A 14,731-nucleotide genomic window follows, 5' to 3' on the forward strand; every position below is an offset into this window, starting at 1 on the left:
GCTCTAGCTCGCTGCTCGCTCGGACAGTTCTCTGGCCACCTCGACGGCCGACCGTTGAACGTCGCGGGCCCCCGCCGGTGTGAGCCCGGCCAGTCCGCAGGCCGGGCTCACCACGATGTCAGCGAGCCCTGACAGCGGTAACCCCGTTCTCTGCCAGGCCTGCACGATCTGCCGCCACGCCCCCGCGGTGGTGCCGCTGCCGTCGGTCGGCAGGCACCCGGCATACAGCGTGGTGCCGCCCTCGACGGTCGCCGCGACCGACTCCCACCGGGCGGGGTTGAGGGAGGTCGTGTCGAGGGCGATGGCGCCGACGCCCGTCGAGCGCAGGAGGGGCAGCGGTATGCCGGGGTCGCAGCAGTGCAGCACCGTGCTGCGCTCCCCCGCGGCAGCGAGCACCTGCTCCAGGCCCTGCCGCGCGACCTGGGGGTCGACCGGCCGCAGGTGGCCGTAGCCCGAGGCGGTCGGCAGCCGTCCGGCCAGCACGGCCGGCAGCGACGGCTCGTCGACCTGGAGCACCACCGCGGCCCCGGGAACCAGCCGCTCGACGTCGGCGAGGTGCCTGCGGATCCCCTCGGCGAGCGACTCCGCCAGGTCGCGCACGGCCCCCTCGTCGGCCAGCGCCCGCTCGCCGCGGTGGAGGCGGACGCCGGCGGCGAGGGTCCACGGGCCGGCGACGGCCACCTTCAGCTCGCCCGCGTAGCCGTCGAACACCTCGGCGAGGTCGTCGAGGTCGCGGCGCCAGAAGGAGGCAGTGCGATGCGCGTCCCTGCCGGGACGGTCGACGAAGCGCCATCCCGACGGCTGCAGGTCGACGGCGAGGTCGACCAGCAGGCCGGCCGCCCGCCCGAGCATGTCGGCGCCGGGGCCGCGTGCGGGCGCCTCAGGGAGGTAGGGCAGGCCCTCCTCGACGAGCAGGCCGTGAACCGTGCGAAGCGCCTCGCGCAGGTCGGTGCCAGGCCAGGATCCGATGCCGGTCGCGCGTGTCACGCTCAGACCCTAGTGCGGGCCGTGGCGCCCCTCCGCGGGCGCCCCGGCCGCCTCGTCGAGCTCGGCCAGCAGGCGCTTCGGGGCCACCGAGCGCCAGGCGTCGTCGACGATCTCCTCGACGCGATCCCAGTCGACGTCCGCGACGTCGAGGTAGATGCCCACCCAGCCGCGGGTGCCCACGTAGGGCGGGCGGAAGTAGCGCGTCGGGTCCTCGGCGACGAGCGCCTCCTGCGCACCGTCGGGCGCCGCCGCCCAGAAGGCCTCGCGGTCGTCGTGGTGGTGGTCGGCATACATGACGAAGGACATCCGGCCGCCGGCGAACCAGGTGGGCTCACCGTGGCTCGTCCGCTCCTCGGTGGCCGGGAAGGCGGTGCAGAGCCCTCGCACCCGCTCCAGCGGCGTCATCGGCGTGCCCCACCGACGCGCTGCCCGGCGCGGGCCATCACCAGCCTCACGGTGTCGAGCGTATCGGCTCGGACGTCGAGAACCGGCCCCTGCGGTACGCCCTTCGTCGACGACTCCAGCCGAAGGCGTAGGCACGATGCCCATCGACGTACAGCCACCGTTCTAGGGCCGTCCCGTCTGCGTAGCCCCTTCGGGTCAACTTCGCCCCAATGCCTTCCCCTGCCCCCCGACCGCACGGTCAGGATGGGGAAGGGCGCCGGACGTTCGGAGGGGAGCAGCATGCGACAGACGGCGATTGCAGTGGCCGCGGCCGCCGGGTTCGCGCTGCTGGTCATCACCCAGATCCCTCAGGGAGAGCCGGTCAGCAGCGCCGAGGGGTCTGCCCCTCAGGCCCGGCCCTGGGTGTGGCAGGACGAGGGCGCCACTTCGATCCCGCGCCCTCCGGACGGCACGCCCGCAGCATCCGCCGACCCCTACGCGGCCGAGCGCGGCCGAGCGCTCAAGGACGCCTACAGCCTCGCTGCCTCAGCCGTTCCCACCGGGTGTGGCCTGACGCCGGTCGTGCTGGCTGCCGTCGGTCAGGTCGAGTCCGGCTCGGCCGGGGGCCGGGCGGTCGGGCCGGACCACCGCCTCGACCCGCCGATCTACGGACCACTGCTCGACGGCGGCTCCCGGGCCGCGGTCCCGGACACCGACGGGGGGTCCTTCGACGGCAGCAAGGAGTGGGACCGCTCCATGGGCTTGATGCAGATGCTGCCCGACACGTGGTGGGCCGTGGGGGTCGACGGAGACGGTGACAGCCTGGCCGACCCCCAGAACGTCTACGACGCGGCCCTCGCGGTCGGTCGCCACCTCTGCGACGGCGGCCGAAGCCTCGCCAGCACCACCGGCCTTCGAGAGGCCGTCTACGCCTACCGCGGCTCCGCCGGGTACGTCGAGGCGGTGCTGGACTGGGTGCAGTACTTCACGGCCCACGGCCTGGAGTCGCTCGGTGACGTCGGCACCTCCGCACCGCCCGAGGTCAGGGCCGCGGAGCTCGACGCCCCCACGGTGGTGGCCGCCATGCCCGGACAGCCCACCGTCACCGCCGAACCGGCCGGTGCTGTGGACGTCGCGGCGCTCCTGCCTCCGAGCCTGACCAACACGCGTGGCTCCGGCTCGTTCACCGTGGCTCGGCCGAGGAGCACCTCCTCGACGACCAGCGGCAGCACGGCTCGCCCGGCCACGACGACGACCACCCCACCCCGCCCGTCCAACATGCCGACGACCACCACCCCGCCGCTGCCCACCACGACGACCCCACCGCCGACCACCACCACGCCACCACCGACCACCACCACGCCGCTGCCCACCACGACGACGCCGTTGCCCACCACGACCACGACCGTCCCGCCGCCCGTGACGACGACCAACCCTCCGACGACGACGGACCCGCCACCTCCGCCGACCACCACCAGCGACCCGCCGCCACCACCCCCCACGACCACCAGCGACCCGCCGCCACCACCACCGAGCACCACCAGCGACCCGCCGCCACCACCACCGAGCACCACCAGCGACCCGCCGCCACCACCACCGAGCACCACCAGCGACCCGCCGCCACCTCCCCCCACGACCACCAGCGAGCCGCCGCCCACGACGACGGAACCGAGCACCACGTCGTACTCCGCGACCACGACGACGACGCCCTGAGGTCGTGCCTGGCGCCGGCCCGGACGGCGGCCCGGACAGCTCCGACAGACAGACCGACCGGTCAGCGCTGCAGTGAGGCCGACCTGATCGTCGCGGAGCCCACCACTCGCGTGCCCTCGTAGAGGACCACGGACTGCCCGGGGGCCACGCCGCGAATCCGCTCGGCGAGCCGCACCTCGACGCGGTCACCGTCGGCCCAGGCCGTGGCCGGGACCTCCTCGCCGTGGGCGCGCAACTGCGCCCCCACCTCGATGACGCCCTCGGGCGCCGGGCCGCACCAGCGGGCGTGGTCGCCGGTGACGGCGTTGACGCCGAGCAGGTCGGCGGTGCCGACCACGACGGTGTTGGTGCGCGCGTCGACGTCGACGACGTAGCGGGGCCGCCCGTCCTGGCTGTGCCTGGGAAGGCCGAGCCCGCGGCGCTGGCCCACCGTGTAGCCGTAGGCCCCGGCGTGGGCGCCGACGACCTGGCCCGACTCCGCGTCGACGATGTCCCCCGGCTGCTCGCCGAGCCGCTCGGTGAGCCACCCGCGGGTGTCGCCGTCGGCGATGAAGCAGATGTCGTGAGAGTCGGGCTTCGAGGCGACGTAGAAGCCGCGCTCCTTCGCCTCGGCGCGGATCTGCGGCTTGGTCGTGTCACCGAGGGGGAAGAACGAGCGGGCCAGCTGATCGGCGCTCAGCACCCCGAGCACGTAGGACTGGTCCTTGGCGCGGTCGACGGCCCGGTGCAGCTCGCGGCCCCCGCCGGGCCGCTCGACCACCTGGGCGTAGTGGCCCGTGGCCACGGCGTCGAACCCCAGGGCGAGCGCCTTGTCGAGGAGGGCTGCGAACTTGATCTTCTCGTTGCAGCGCAGGCAGGGGTTCGGCGTGCGGCCAGCGGAGTACTCGGCGACGAAGTCCTCGACGACGTCGCGCCTGAACCGGGCTGCCATGTCCCAGACGTAGAACGGGATTCCGAGCACGTCGGCCACGCGTCGGGCGTCGCCTGCGTCCTCGATCGTGCAGCACCCCCGAGCGCTCTCCCGCAGCGTGGCTGCGCTCTGCGACAGCGCCAGGTGCACGCCGACGACCTCGTGGCCGGTCTCGAGCATCCTGGCCGCAGCGACGGCCGAGTCCACTCCGCCGCTCATCGCGGCGACGACGCGCATCAGCTCGCCACCCCTGCAGCCCGCCGGGCCCGTTCCACCGCACCCGGCAGTGCCGCGAGGACCGCGTCGACGTCGGCGTCGCTCGACGTGTGGCCGAGCGTCAGCCGCAGGGCGCCGCGCGCCTCCTGCTCGGGGACCCCCATGGCGAGCAGCACGTGGCTGGGCTGCGGGACGCCGGCCTGGCACGCCGAGCCCGTGGAGCACTCGACGCCTGCGGCGTCGAGCAGGTAGAGCAGGGAGTCACCCTCGCAACCGGGCACGAGGAGGTGCGCGTTGCCGGGAAGGCGCCGCGTGCGGTCGCCAGGCTCCCAGGCGCCGCTCACCGTGATCCCGTAGCCGAGGTCGAGGGCGGAGCTGATCAGGCGGTCGCGCAGGTCGACGACGCGGGCCGACTCCTCCTCCAAGCGGGCTACGGCCTCCTCGACGGCGACGGCGAACCCGCGGATGGCGGGTGCGTCGAGCGTGCCGCTGCGGACGTGCCGCTCCTGGCCTCCGCCGTGGCTCTGCGCCACCAACCGCATGCTGCGCTTGACGACGAGGGCACCCACTCCGAGCGGTCCGCCGACCTTGTGCCCCGTGATGGTCATGAGGTCGAGGTCGCTGCCGGCGAAGTCGACCGGGAGGTGTCCGAGCGCCTGGACGGCGTCGCTGTGCACCGGTATGCCGTGCGCGTGGGCGACCCGGGCGATCTCGCGCACCGGCTGCACCGTGCCGACCTCGTTGTTGGCCCACATCACGCTGACGAGCGCGACCGTGTCGGGGTCCTCCGCGATGGCGGCACGGACGGCGTCGGCGCTGATGACCCCCAGCGGGTCGGGCTCGACCCAGGTGACCGTGGCGCCCTCGCGCGCGACGAGGTGCTCCACGCAGTCGAGCACGGCGTGGTGCTCGACGCCGCTCACGACGAGCCTGGTGCAGGCAGGGTCCTGGTCGCGACGGGCGAGGTAGGCGCCCTTGACGGCGAGGTTGTCGGACTCCGTCCCCCCCGAGGTGAAGACGACCTCCGACGGGCGGGCGCCGATCGCCCTCGCGAGCCGCTCCCTGGACTCCTCCACCACCCTGCGCGCAGCCCGGCCGGCGGTGTGCAGGGACGAGGCGTTGCCCGTGACGGCGAGCTGCTCGGCCATGGCCGCGACTGCCGACGGCAGCATCGGCGTCGTGGCGGCGTGGTCGAGGTAGGCAGTCACCCGCAAAGTCTACGTGGCGGCCCCCGACGCCCGACGTGGCGCGAAGCTGCGGGACCGCACCGCCCGACTGCTCGTCCGCCGACGCTGACCGTTCCTTGACGGTGGAGGCCGTAACCCGCCGTGCGTGGGTCTCGTTGGCCGTGGGAGTGAGCGGCACCGTCGCCGCCCCGTCCCCGAGAGGAACCCATGCGCACCGTGAAGAGACCCGCCGCCGTCGCGGCCGCCGGCCTGACCCTCCTGGCCCTGGCGGCCCCCGCGTCAGGCTCCGTGCTGCCCGGCGGCAGCGCGCTTGCCCCGGTCCAGCCCTGGCTGGCCCAGCAGCTGGACGTGCTGGGCGCAGCCTCCCCCACCACGGTGCTCGTGCACGGCACGGACCTCGCCGCCGCGAAGGACGCCGTGCGCGCGGCGGGCCTCACGACCAGGACGACCTTCGACCGCATCGGCGTGGTCGTGGCGACGGGTCTGCCCGCGCAGGTCGAGCTGGTCCGCAGCCAGCCCGGGGTCACCTACGTCGAGGGCAACCAGCCCATCGAGCTCTCCATGGCCACGTCGAACACCGCGACCCGGGGCGCCGAGGCCCGCACCACGCTCACCGGTGCGGACGGCACCTCCCTCGACGGCAAGGGTGTCTCCGTCGCCGTCATCGACTCCGGTGTGGATCCCAGCCACCCCTTCCTGGCCAACGAGGACGGCTCGTCGGCAGTGGTGAAGAACATGAAGGTGGTCTGCGAACCCCTGACCGAGACGGCCTGCACCGTGCAGGACGCCGGGTCGCTCGACACCGACACCACCGCCGCCGGCGGGCACGGCATGCACGTGAACGGCACGGTTGCCGGCCGTGACGTCACGCTCTCGGACGGCACGAAGATGCACGGCGCCGCCCCGGGCGCCAACCTGGTCAGCCTCAGCACGGGCGCGGTGCTCTTCATCGTCGGGGCCGACGCGGCCCTCAACTGGGTGCTCGAGAACCACGACGCACCCTGTGGCGAGGGGGTCCCGGCAGCGCAGTGCCCGCCGATCAAGGTGACCTCGAACTCCTACGGCCCGAGCGGTGGCGGTGAGTTCGACGCGAACTCGGCCACGGTCAAGCTGCAGCGTGAGCTGGTGAAGGAGGGCGTGGTCACGGTCTGGGCCAACGGCAACGACGGCGGCGACGGCTCCGAGAGCATGTCCAACCCGCCCGGCATGGACCCGACCCCCGGCATCATCAGCGTGGCTTCCTACTTCGACCAGAACACCGGCACCCGCGACGGCGTGGTGTCGGACTTCTCCTCCCGCGGCAAGGAGGGCGACCTCGCGACCTACCCCGACATCTCGGCCCCGGGTGAGGACATCACCTCCTCGTGCCGGATCACCATGCCGATCTGCTCCACCGGCCTCGACCCGCAGGAGGGGGGCGACTACAACACCATCAGCGGTACCTCGATGGCGACGCCCCACATCTCCGGCATCGTCGCGCAGCTGTTCCAGGCCAACCCCGGGGCGACCCCGGCCCAGATCGAGGCGGCCATCGAGTCCACGGCCTACAAGTTCACCGACGGCGCCCCCTACGAGGGTGGCGACCCCAACGGGACGACCTCCTTCGACAAGGGCCACGGCCTCGTCGACGTCGTGGCCGCGGCCACCGCGGTGAGGGGCACGGCCTCGACCTCCTCGGCCAAGCGGAAGCGCCGCTGAGGCCCCCGAGCCACTCCTGGCCCCGTCCACGGCAAGGCGGCCCCGGACGAGATCGTCCGGGGCCGCTCTGCGTGTCCCGGTCGCATGACGCGCGACGGCGGCACACCCGTCCTAGCCTGAGTAGGACCCGGCCACCCAAGGGGGAACCATGGCAGCAGATCCGGCCGTCGCAGCACCCGTCACAGCACCCGTCACCGCACCTGGCTCCGTGAACCCGCTGGCCTGGCGCAACGCCCTCGTCAGCGCCGCGGCGCTCTGGGTGGGGGTGGTGCTCGTCCTGCTGGTCCTGAACCGCCCCTACACCGCACTCACCTACATCGGCCCGCTCCTGCTGTGCGGCGGGGTGATGGCGCTGGTCGCCCGACGGTTGCCGGTGCGGGTGCCCCTCGCCGTCTACCCCGTGGTCGTGCTGGGCCTCGCGACGGTGCTGAACGCGCCCGTGCTCGACCTGGTGTTCTAGCGATCCATCGGCGGCGCGAAGCACCCCCAGCCCCGCTGGTGGGCCGACGTGGGCCCGGGCGCCGACGCGAGGAGCCCCCGTATGCCGCGTCGGCGGCATACGGGGGCTCGTTCGGTGTGCGGGCCGGTCAGCGCTGCGTCATCAACCCCGTGCGGCCTTGACGGCCTCGGTGGCCTGCGGCAGCACCGAGAACAGGTCGCCGACGACGCCGAAGTCGACGAGCTCGAAGATCGGCGCCTCCTCGTCCTTGTTGATGGCGACGATCGTCTTGGACGTCTGCATACCGGCCCGGTGCTGGATGGCACCGGAGATGCCGCACGCGACGTACAGCTGCGGGGAGACCTGCTTGCCGGTCTGGCCGACCTGGCTGGTGTGCGGGTACCAGCCGGCGTCGACCGCGGCACGCGAGGCGCCCACAGCAGCGCCGAGGGAGTCGGCGAAGTCCTCGACCTTGGAGAAGTCACCGCCGGTGCCACGGCCACCGGAGACCACGATCGCGGCCTCGGTGAGCTCGGGACGGCCGGTGGCCTCCTTGGGCTTGGACTCGGTGATCCTCGCGGCCTTCGCGGCGTCGGAGATGCTCACCTCGACGACCTCGTCGGCGGCCGCACCGGCGGCCTCCTCGGGGGCGGCCGAGTTCGGCTTCACGGTGACGATCGGGGTGCCCTTGGTGACGGTGGCCTTGACCGTGTAGGAGCCGGCGAAGACGGACTGGGTGGTGGAGACGCCACCGCCCTCCCCCGCCTGCACGTCGACGGCGTCGGTGATCAGGCCCGACCCGGTCTTGATGGCCAGGCGGGCGGCCACCTCCTTGCCGGCGCTGTTGCTCGGGATGAGCACGGCGGCGGGCGAGGTCTTCTCGACGAGCTGGGCGAGCACCTCGGCCTGCGGCGCGACGAGGTGGTCGGTGACGTCGGCGGACTCGATGCGGTAGACCTTTTCGGCGCCGTAGCGGGCCAACGTCTCCTTGGCGGCCTCGAAGCCGTCGCCGATGAAGACGGCGGAGGGCTCGCCGAGGCGGCGGGCGATGGTCAGCAGCTCGGAGGTCGTCTTGCGGACGGTCCCGTTGGCGTGGTCGACCAGGACGAGAACTTCAGCCATGTCTGTGTACCTCTCTTCTCTCTGGCCGGCTCAGATGAACTTCTGCGCGGACAGGAACTCGGCGAGCTTCGTGCCGCCGTCACCCTCGTCGGTGACGATCTGGCCCTGCTCGCGCGGGGGACGCTTGGTGAACGACTCGACCTTGGTCCAGGCCGCGTCGAGGCCGACCTGCGAGGCGTCGATGCCGAGGTCGGCCAGGCTCCAGGTCTCGACCGGCTTCTTCTTGGCGGCCATGATCCCCTTGAACGAGGGGTAGCGCGGCTCGTTGATCTGGTCGGTCACCGACACCAGGGCCGGCAGCGAGGCGACGATGGTCTCGGAGGCGGCGTCGCCGTCACGACGGATGGTCACCTGGCCCGCGTCGATGCTCAGCTCGGAGGCGAAGGTCACCTGCGGAAGGCCGAGGCGCTCGGCGAGCATCGCCGGGACCACGCTCATGGTGCCGTCGGTGGAGGCCATGCCCGTCAGGACGAGGTCGGCGTCGCCGATCTTCTTGACGGCCTCGGCCAGCACGAGCGAGGTGGCGACGGAGTCGGAGCCGTGGATGGCCTCGTCGTTGACGTGCACGCCCTTGTGGGCGCCCATCTGGAGGGCCTTCTTCACGGCGTCGGCGGCCTGGTCCGGTCCGACGGTCAGCACGGTGACCTCGCCCTCGCCGGCCTCGACGATCTTGAGGGCCTCCTCGACGGCGTACTCGTCGAGCTCGGAGAGCAGGCCGTCGACACCCACGCGGTCAGTGGTGTTGTCCGACTCGTTGAACGTGCGCTCGGACTGTGCGTCCGGCACGTACTTGACGCAGACGACGATGTTCATGCGTGATCGTCCTCTTCCATGTGAGGGATGAACGGGTGGTGCTTGGTCGCCGACCATCCTTACAGGGGACCTGTGGTTTCGGCATGCCGCCGTCGCGTGACGCTCAACACGCGTGACCACGAGCGTGCCGTGCGTCACGCTCGTGGTCAGGGCTTGGCCGCGCTACTCCATCCAGAAGACCTCGACGAGCACCACGAGGGCGAGCAGCACCGGGAAGAGCGCGAGCGGCAGCCACAGGAACCTGCGGGCCTCGTGCCTCAGCTTCGCGACGATGCCCATGAGGAACGCCACGAGGGATGCCGCCAGGCCACCGAGCAGTGCGACTCCGGCCTGGTAACCGACGAAGGTGTCGGAGATGGCCGCGTCACCGCCGACGGCCAGCGCGACAAAGAAGATGGTGTAGGAGAGGACCAGCACGGCCGCCGCCACGGCGGCCACGACGACAGCTGCACGCCCCAACCCGGCCGATGCGTGCCGCGGGCCGGCCGTCGGGTTCGTGGGCCCGGGAAGAGGACTCGCTGTCATCGAACTCACCTCACCTGCGTGACTCTTCTCCCTGCAGCACCAGCGTCCGCCCCCGGTTGCAGGTGCCCCAGAGCCGAAGGGCCTCAGCGCGGGCCGTATCCGGGTGCGCGGCTGTCGCCGGCCCACGAGGCGGGTGTCGCAGTGTGTGGCGTGCGGCAGACTTGCCCCTTGTGACTTCAGCCGTGCCCGGGGCCTTCTGCCTGGTCCTGCACTCGCACCTGCCGTGGCTGCCCGGCCACGGGGTGTGGCCCCTGGGCGAGGAGTGGCTGCACCAGGCGTGGGGCGAGTCCTACGTGCCGCTCGTCGCCGAGCTCGACGCCCTCGCGGCCGAGGGGCACCGCGACGTGCTGACCCTGGGTGTCACCCCGGTGCTCACCGCGCAGCTGGACCACCCGCGGATGCTGAGTGACGTCGCGACGTGGGCGGGCCTGTGGGAGATGCGTGCCCGCGAGATGGGCTTCGACGCCGACCCGCACCGACGGGCCATGGCCGCCTACGAGTACCACGCCGCCGCGAGGACGTGCGAGCTTCTCGCGTCGCGGTGGGCCGGGGGCGGGTCGCCCGTCCTGAGGTCCCTGCGGGACGCCGGGGTCGTGGAGCTGCTGGGCGGGCCCGCAGCCCATCCCTTCTTGCCCCTGCTCCTGTCCGAGGTGGCCGAGCAGGCGCTCGAGGCGGGGCTCGCGGACTCGCTGTGGCGACTGGGACAGCGGCCGGGAGGGATCTGGTCGCCGGAGTGCGGCTTCTCCCCCGAGCTCGCGCCCGTGCTGCACCGGGCCGGCGTCCGGCACTTCGTCGTCGACGAGCAGACCGTGCGCGACGCCGGCGGCCACCCCGGGGCGGCCTGGCGGGTGAAGGGCACCGACCTCGTCGCCATTCCGCGCGACCTGTCGGTCACCGACCTCATCTGGTCCTCGCGCAGCGGCTACCCGGCGTCGGGGCCCTACCGCGACTTCCACGCCCGCGAGGAGTACACCGGGATCCGGCTGTGGTCGGTCACCGGGCACGGAGTGGACCGAGCCCACAAGCGGCCCTACGACCCGGCCGGGGCCGACGCGCAGGTCGACCGCGACGTGGCCCACTTCGTCGACGCCGTGCGGGCGCGCCTGCTGGGCCACGTGGACCACGGGGGTCGCCCGGGGCTGGTCGTGGCGGCATACGACACCGAGCTGTTCGGGCACTGGTGGCACGAGGGGCCGGTGTTCCTGGGCCGTGCGGTCCGGGCCCTGCGCCGGGCCGGCGTGACGGTGACCACGGTCGAGAAGGCCGTCGCCGAGGGCCACGTCGCCGCTGAGCTCGAGCTGGGGCCGGGGTCATGGGGCGCCGGCAAGGACTTCTCGGTCTGGGACAACCCTGCCGTGGCAGACATCGCCGCGGAGAACGAGCACCTGCAGCGGCGGTGGCTGCAGGTGCTGGAGGCCGAGCGGGCCGCGGGCCGCCTGCGCCAGCGCCGCCCCGACCTCGACCAGCTCGCCTGCACCTTGTTCAACGCCCTCTCCAGCGACTGGGCCTTCCTCGTGACGCGCGGCCAGTCGGTCGACTACGCCCGACGCCGGGCGGCGCAGCACGCCCGTGACGTGCACACCCTGGCCGACCTCGTCCTGGCAGGCCGGCACGAGGAGGCACTGGCGGAGGCGGGGCGGCAGGCCGGTGCCGACCGCACCTTCCCGGCGCTCGACGTCCGCACCCTCGCCAGCTGAGGTCGACCTCCCACACGGCCGCCTGCCGCCCCTGCCGCCCCCGCAGCAAGGTTCGCCCAACCTTGCGGTCGGGGCCGAAGGTTCGCCCCGGCGGGGAAGGTTGGGCGAACCTCGCGCCCCCACCAGGGCCGGAGCTCAGGTGCGGGTCCTGACGACCTTCCCCGGCACGCCCGCCACGATGGACCGCGGCGGGTAGACCCCGCGCGCCACGGCTGAGGCGGCCACCACCGACTGGGCGCCGAGGTCGGTCCCCCGGGTGACGACGACCTTGGTGCCCAGCCAGACGTCATCGCCGATGCGCACGGGCGACTTCACGATGCCCTGGTCCTTGATGGGCTGCTCGAGGGACTCCGTCTTGTGGTCGAAGTCGCAGATGTAGACGTCGTCGCCGAACAGGCAGGCGCGGCCGACATCGATGTCGAGCCAGCAGTTGATGGTGTTGCGGATGCCGATCACGGACTTGGACCCGATGCGCAGGGTGCCCTCGTGCGCCCGGATGCGGGCATGGGCGCCGACGTGGGTGTAGGCGCCGACGATGATGCGGGCGTAGCCCTCCCGCACCTCGAAACGGACGTCGGGACCGATGAAGACCGGCCCTTCGAACCGCAGCGACGGGTAGCGAAGGCTGGCCCGCGCCATGCGCAGGTAGCTCGCCAGGTGGTGCCTCGTGTAGGCGCGGTTGGACAGCGCCCAGCCCACCCAGCGCAGCCAGGCCGCCGGGCGCGGCAGCCGGGCAGAGGGCCGGCGCGGCTCGTCGTGGTCGCGCGGCGAGACGTCGGCAGCCCCGGCCATGGTCACAGCCACGGACCCGTGTCAGCCGGGCTTCACGCCGGTGATGCCGACGTTGTAGTAGAGCTGCTCGGGGACCACCGTGGACAGCAGGCGGTCGAGCGCCGAGAGGCGCTTCCAGGACCCGTAGGCGAACATCGCCCAGCTCCACCCGAGCGCTCCCGGCCTCACGGCTGCCTCGAAGGTGCGCACCGGCCATCCGAAGAGCGCGGCCGTCAGCTCCTCGGTCTGCGTGCGCACGTCGACGGCGCCGGCGCGCAGCGCCGTGCGGCTGAGTGCGGCCGGGTCGAACGTGTGCAGGTCGACGACGGCCTCGAGCGCGGCGGCGCGGGACGACGCGTCGAGCTGCTCACGCTCCCTGGCCCACTTCCCGCGCAGCGGCGGGAGGTGCGTGGCGGCGGTGGTGGCCTTCCACGTCAGGCGACCGAGGCGCCTCGCGTACCAGTCCCCCACCCGCGTCGGCTCCCCGGCGATGACGAAGCGACCGCCGGGCTTGAGCACGCGGAGGACCTCACGCAGCGCCTGCTCCACGTCAGGGACGTGGTGGATGACGGCGTGCCCCACGACGATGTCGAAGGTGTCGTCGTCGTAGGGAATCCGCTCGGCGTCGGCGACACGGCCCTCGACGCTGAAACCCAGCTTCTCGGCGTTCGCCTTCGCGGCCTCCACCATGCCGGGCGAGAGGTCGGTGACGTGCACCTCGTCGAGGATGCCGGCCTGGCGCAGGTTCAGCGAGAAGAAGCCGGTGCCTGCGCCGAGCTCGAGGGCGGTGCCGTACGGCGCCGACGGGAGCTCGCCCACGACCGCCTCGAAGCGGTCACGGGCGTAGTCGATGCAGCGCTCGTCGAAGGAGATCGACCACTTCTCGTCGTAGGTCCGCGCCTCCCAGTCGTGGTAGAGCACCTGCGCGAGCTTGTTGTCCTCGTAGGCCCTGCTGACCTCAGCCGCCGACACACCCATCGCTAGGCGCCCTCGAACTTCGCCTTGCCCGGCCCGTTCTCGACGAAGGACCGCATGCCGATTTCCCGGTCCTTCGTGGCGAACAGGGAGGCGAACTGCATGCTCTCGATCTCGAGGCCGGTGTCGAGGTCGACCTCGAGCCCCCGGTCGATGGCCTCCTTGGCCGCCCGCAGGGCGAGCGCGGGCCCCCCGACGTACTGCTCGACGCGGGCCCGCGCGGCGGCATACACGTCGTCGGCCTCGACCACCTCGTCGACCAGGCCCATCGCGAGCGCCTCGTCGGCGGAGACGAACCGGCCGGAGAAGACGAGGTCCTTGGCCTTTGCCGGTCCGACGACACGCGACAGGCGCTGGGTGCCGCCTGCACCCGGGATGACGCCGAGCAGGATCTCGGGCTGACCGAGCTTGGCGTTGCGGGCGGCCACGCGGAAGTCACACGTGAGGGCCAGCTCGCAACCACCGCCGAGGGCGTAGCCGGTGATGGCCGCCACCGTGGGCTTGGGGATGCGGGCGACCGCGGCGAACGCGGACTGCAGCCGGCGGGAGTGGAAGACCATGTCGGGGTACGACATGGTCTCCATCTCCTTGATGTCGGCGCCGGCGGCGAAGACCTTCTCGCCGCCGTAGACGATTGCTGCGCTGATGTCGCGACGCTCGGTGACCTCTCGGGCCGCCTCGCGGAGGGCCTCCTGGATCTCCACGTTGAGCGCGTTCATCGGCGGTCGCTTGAGGAGGATGGTGGCGATGCCGCCGTCGACCTCGACCGACAGCAGCTCGCTCATGCGGGGTCGCCCTCCGGCGCCGGCTGGCCGGAGCCGGGGCCACCACCCTCGCCGCCGCCGAGGATGCGCTCGTGCCACATCTGCACGCCGGCCAGGACCAGCTGGATCGTCACGCCGACCAGGGCGGTGAGGTCGGACTCGGGGCTGACGACGTGCTCGCCCGTGACGACGAGCGTGCCGTTGGCGATGCCGGTCTTGACGATGTTGAGCTGCAGGGTGATGTCGTTGCAGGTCTGCAGGCGCAGCAGCGGGTCGGACGGCACGGCGTCACCGATCGCCCACTGGCCGAAGACGCGCATGATCTGGAAGTCGCCCTCGGTGCAGCGGACGAACAGCTGCTGGTCCTGGACCGTGAAGGCCACGTCGCCGTCGGAGTCGATGTCCGGGTTCAGCCCCTGGTCGATGAGCACGTCGAGGACGCGGCCCCGGAGCGGGTGCTCGTCCGGCGGCGGGGGGAAGTTCGGCAGCGAGGTGGGATCGGTCATAGGTGCAACCGTAACCACTGCCTA

15 protein-coding genes are annotated in these 14,731 nt (G+C 72.6%); 4 read left to right on the forward strand and 11 right to left on the reverse strand.

Features of this window, described 5'->3' with window-relative positions; translation table 11 throughout:
- Window positions 1-3 precede the first annotated feature (3 nt).
- Together P2F65_RS15070 and P2F65_RS15075 are read right to left on the reverse strand one after the other, a co-directional pair.
- Window positions 4-987, reverse strand: coding sequence for a methionine synthase (locus P2F65_RS15070; protein WP_275809414.1), 984 nt, complete (start codon window positions 985-987; stop codon window positions 4-6).
- 9 nt (window positions 988-996) lie between these two features.
- Window positions 997-1,392, reverse strand: a complete 396-nt coding sequence (locus P2F65_RS15075; RefSeq protein ID WP_275809417.1) for an MmcQ/YjbR family DNA-binding protein — start codon at window positions 1,390-1,392, stop codon at window positions 997-999.
- A gap of 279 nt (window positions 1,393-1,671) precedes the next feature.
- On the opposite strand from P2F65_RS15075, the gene P2F65_RS15080 reads away from it, so the two are divergent.
- Window positions 1,672-3,084, forward strand: coding sequence for a lytic transglycosylase domain-containing protein (locus P2F65_RS15080; protein ID WP_275809419.1), 1,413 nt, complete (start codon window positions 1,672-1,674; stop codon window positions 3,082-3,084).
- A gap of 61 nt (window positions 3,085-3,145) precedes the next feature.
- Here P2F65_RS15080 and mnmA read toward each other — a convergent pair whose 3' ends face one another.
- Window positions 3,146-4,231, reverse strand: a complete 1,086-nt coding sequence (mnmA, locus tag P2F65_RS15085; protein ID WP_275809422.1) for a tRNA 2-thiouridine(34) synthase MnmA — start codon at window positions 4,229-4,231, stop codon at window positions 3,146-3,148.
- A complete protein-coding gene (locus P2F65_RS15090) occupies window positions 4,231-5,418 on the reverse strand; it encodes a cysteine desulfurase family protein (protein ID WP_275809425.1) in 1,188 nt (395 codons plus the stop codon). The genes mnmA and P2F65_RS15090 overlap by 1 nt, the downstream gene beginning before the upstream one ends.
- 186 nt (window positions 5,419-5,604) lie before the next feature.
- On the opposite strand from P2F65_RS15090, the gene P2F65_RS15095 reads away from it, so the two are divergent.
- Window positions 5,605-7,095, forward strand: a complete 1,491-nt coding sequence (locus P2F65_RS15095) for a S8 family serine peptidase (RefSeq protein ID WP_275809428.1) — start codon at window positions 5,605-5,607, stop codon at window positions 7,093-7,095.
- Between the two features lie 148 nt (window positions 7,096-7,243).
- Window positions 7,244-7,555: a hypothetical protein gene (locus tag P2F65_RS15100; RefSeq protein WP_275809432.1), complete on the forward strand. Its 312-nt coding sequence runs from the start codon at window positions 7,244-7,246 to the stop codon at window positions 7,553-7,555.
- A 141-nt stretch (window positions 7,556-7,696) separates the two neighbouring features.
- Here the strand turns inward: P2F65_RS15100 and P2F65_RS15105 are convergent, their stop codons facing one another.
- From P2F65_RS15105 to P2F65_RS15115, 3 genes are all read right to left on the reverse strand, one after another.
- Window positions 7,697-8,656 (reverse strand): electron transfer flavoprotein subunit alpha/FixB family protein, encoded by a 960-nt coding sequence (locus tag P2F65_RS15105; protein ID WP_275809435.1) that lies wholly within the window; start codon window positions 8,654-8,656, stop codon window positions 7,697-7,699.
- Between the two features lie 30 nt (window positions 8,657-8,686).
- Window positions 8,687-9,469 carry an electron transfer flavoprotein subunit beta/FixA family protein gene (locus tag P2F65_RS15110; RefSeq protein ID WP_275809438.1) on the reverse strand — a complete coding sequence of 261 codons (783 nt, stop codon included), beginning with the start codon at window positions 9,467-9,469 and terminating at the stop codon, window positions 8,687-8,689.
- Window positions 9,470-9,631: 162 nt separating this feature from the next.
- A complete protein-coding gene (locus P2F65_RS15115; RefSeq protein ID WP_275809441.1) occupies window positions 9,632-9,994 on the reverse strand; it encodes a hypothetical protein in 363 nt (120 codons plus the stop codon).
- 170 nt (window positions 9,995-10,164) lie between these two features.
- On the opposite strand from P2F65_RS15115, the gene P2F65_RS15120 reads away from it, so the two are divergent.
- Window positions 10,165-11,691 (forward strand): 1,4-alpha-glucan branching protein domain-containing protein, encoded by a 1,527-nt coding sequence (locus P2F65_RS15120; RefSeq protein ID WP_275809444.1) that lies wholly within the window; start codon window positions 10,165-10,167, stop codon window positions 11,689-11,691.
- A gap of 135 nt (window positions 11,692-11,826) precedes the next feature.
- On the opposite strand, the gene P2F65_RS15125 is transcribed toward P2F65_RS15120, so the two are convergent.
- Genes P2F65_RS15125 through P2F65_RS15140 form a run of 4 tightly spaced genes read right to left on the reverse strand, consistent with a single transcriptional unit; the run spans window position 11,827 to window position 14,707 of the window.
- Window positions 11,827-12,483, reverse strand: a complete 657-nt coding sequence (locus tag P2F65_RS15125) for an acyltransferase (protein WP_275809447.1) — start codon at window positions 12,481-12,483, stop codon at window positions 11,827-11,829.
- Between the two features lie 21 nt (window positions 12,484-12,504).
- Entirely contained in the window at window positions 12,505-13,434 is a 930-nt protein-coding gene (locus P2F65_RS15130) for a class I SAM-dependent methyltransferase (RefSeq protein WP_275809450.1), read from the reverse strand.
- A gap of 8 nt (window positions 13,435-13,442) precedes the next feature.
- Window positions 13,443-14,222, reverse strand: coding sequence for an enoyl-CoA hydratase-related protein (locus P2F65_RS15135; RefSeq protein ID WP_275809453.1), 780 nt, complete (start codon window positions 14,220-14,222; stop codon window positions 13,443-13,445).
- Window positions 14,219-14,707 (reverse strand): hypothetical protein, encoded by a 489-nt coding sequence (locus tag P2F65_RS15140; RefSeq protein WP_275809456.1) that lies wholly within the window; start codon window positions 14,705-14,707, stop codon window positions 14,219-14,221. The genes P2F65_RS15135 and P2F65_RS15140 overlap by 4 nt, the downstream gene beginning before the upstream one ends.
- Window positions 14,708-14,731: the final 24 nt, after the last annotated feature.

Source organism: Knoellia sp. p5-6-4 (assembly GCF_029222705.1).
Classification (GTDB): Bacteria; Actinomycetota; Actinomycetes; order Actinomycetales; family Dermatophilaceae; genus Pedococcus_A.

What these genes read in the sequence shown, in the direction of transcription:
- P2F65_RS15075 (WP_275809417.1), bottom strand. Translation starts at nt 1,392, where the DNA reads ATGACGCCGCTGGAGCGGGTGCGAGGGCTCTGCACCGCCTTCCCGGCC.
- P2F65_RS15080 (WP_275809419.1), top strand. Translation starts at nt 1,672, where the DNA reads ATGCGACAGACGGCGATTGCAGTGGCCGCGGCCGCCGGGTTCGCGCTG.
- mnmA (WP_275809422.1), bottom strand. Translation starts at nt 4,231, where the DNA reads ATGCGCGTCGTCGCCGCGATGAGCGGCGGAGTGGACTCGGCCGTCGCT.
- P2F65_RS15095 (WP_275809428.1), top strand. Translation starts at nt 5,605, where the DNA reads ATGCGCACCGTGAAGAGACCCGCCGCCGTCGCGGCCGCCGGCCTGACC.
- P2F65_RS15100 (WP_275809432.1), top strand. Translation starts at nt 7,244, where the DNA reads ATGGCAGCAGATCCGGCCGTCGCAGCACCCGTCACAGCACCCGTCACC.
- P2F65_RS15105 (WP_275809435.1), bottom strand. Translation starts at nt 8,656, where the DNA reads ATGGCTGAAGTTCTCGTCCTGGTCGACCACGCCAACGGGACCGTCCGC.
- P2F65_RS15110 (WP_275809438.1), bottom strand. Translation starts at nt 9,469, where the DNA reads ATGAACATCGTCGTCTGCGTCAAGTACGTGCCGGACGCACAGTCCGAG.
- P2F65_RS15115 (WP_275809441.1), bottom strand. Translation starts at nt 9,994, where the DNA reads ATGACAGCGAGTCCTCTTCCCGGGCCCACGAACCCGACGGCCGGCCCG.
- P2F65_RS15125 (WP_275809447.1), bottom strand. Translation starts at nt 12,483, where the DNA reads ATGGCCGGGGCTGCCGACGTCTCGCCGCGCGACCACGACGAGCCGCGC.
- P2F65_RS15135 (WP_275809453.1), bottom strand. Translation starts at nt 14,222, where the DNA reads ATGAGCGAGCTGCTGTCGGTCGAGGTCGACGGCGGCATCGCCACCATC.
- P2F65_RS15140 (WP_275809456.1), bottom strand. Translation starts at nt 14,707, where the DNA reads ATGACCGATCCCACCTCGCTGCCGAACTTCCCCCCGCCGCCGGACGAG.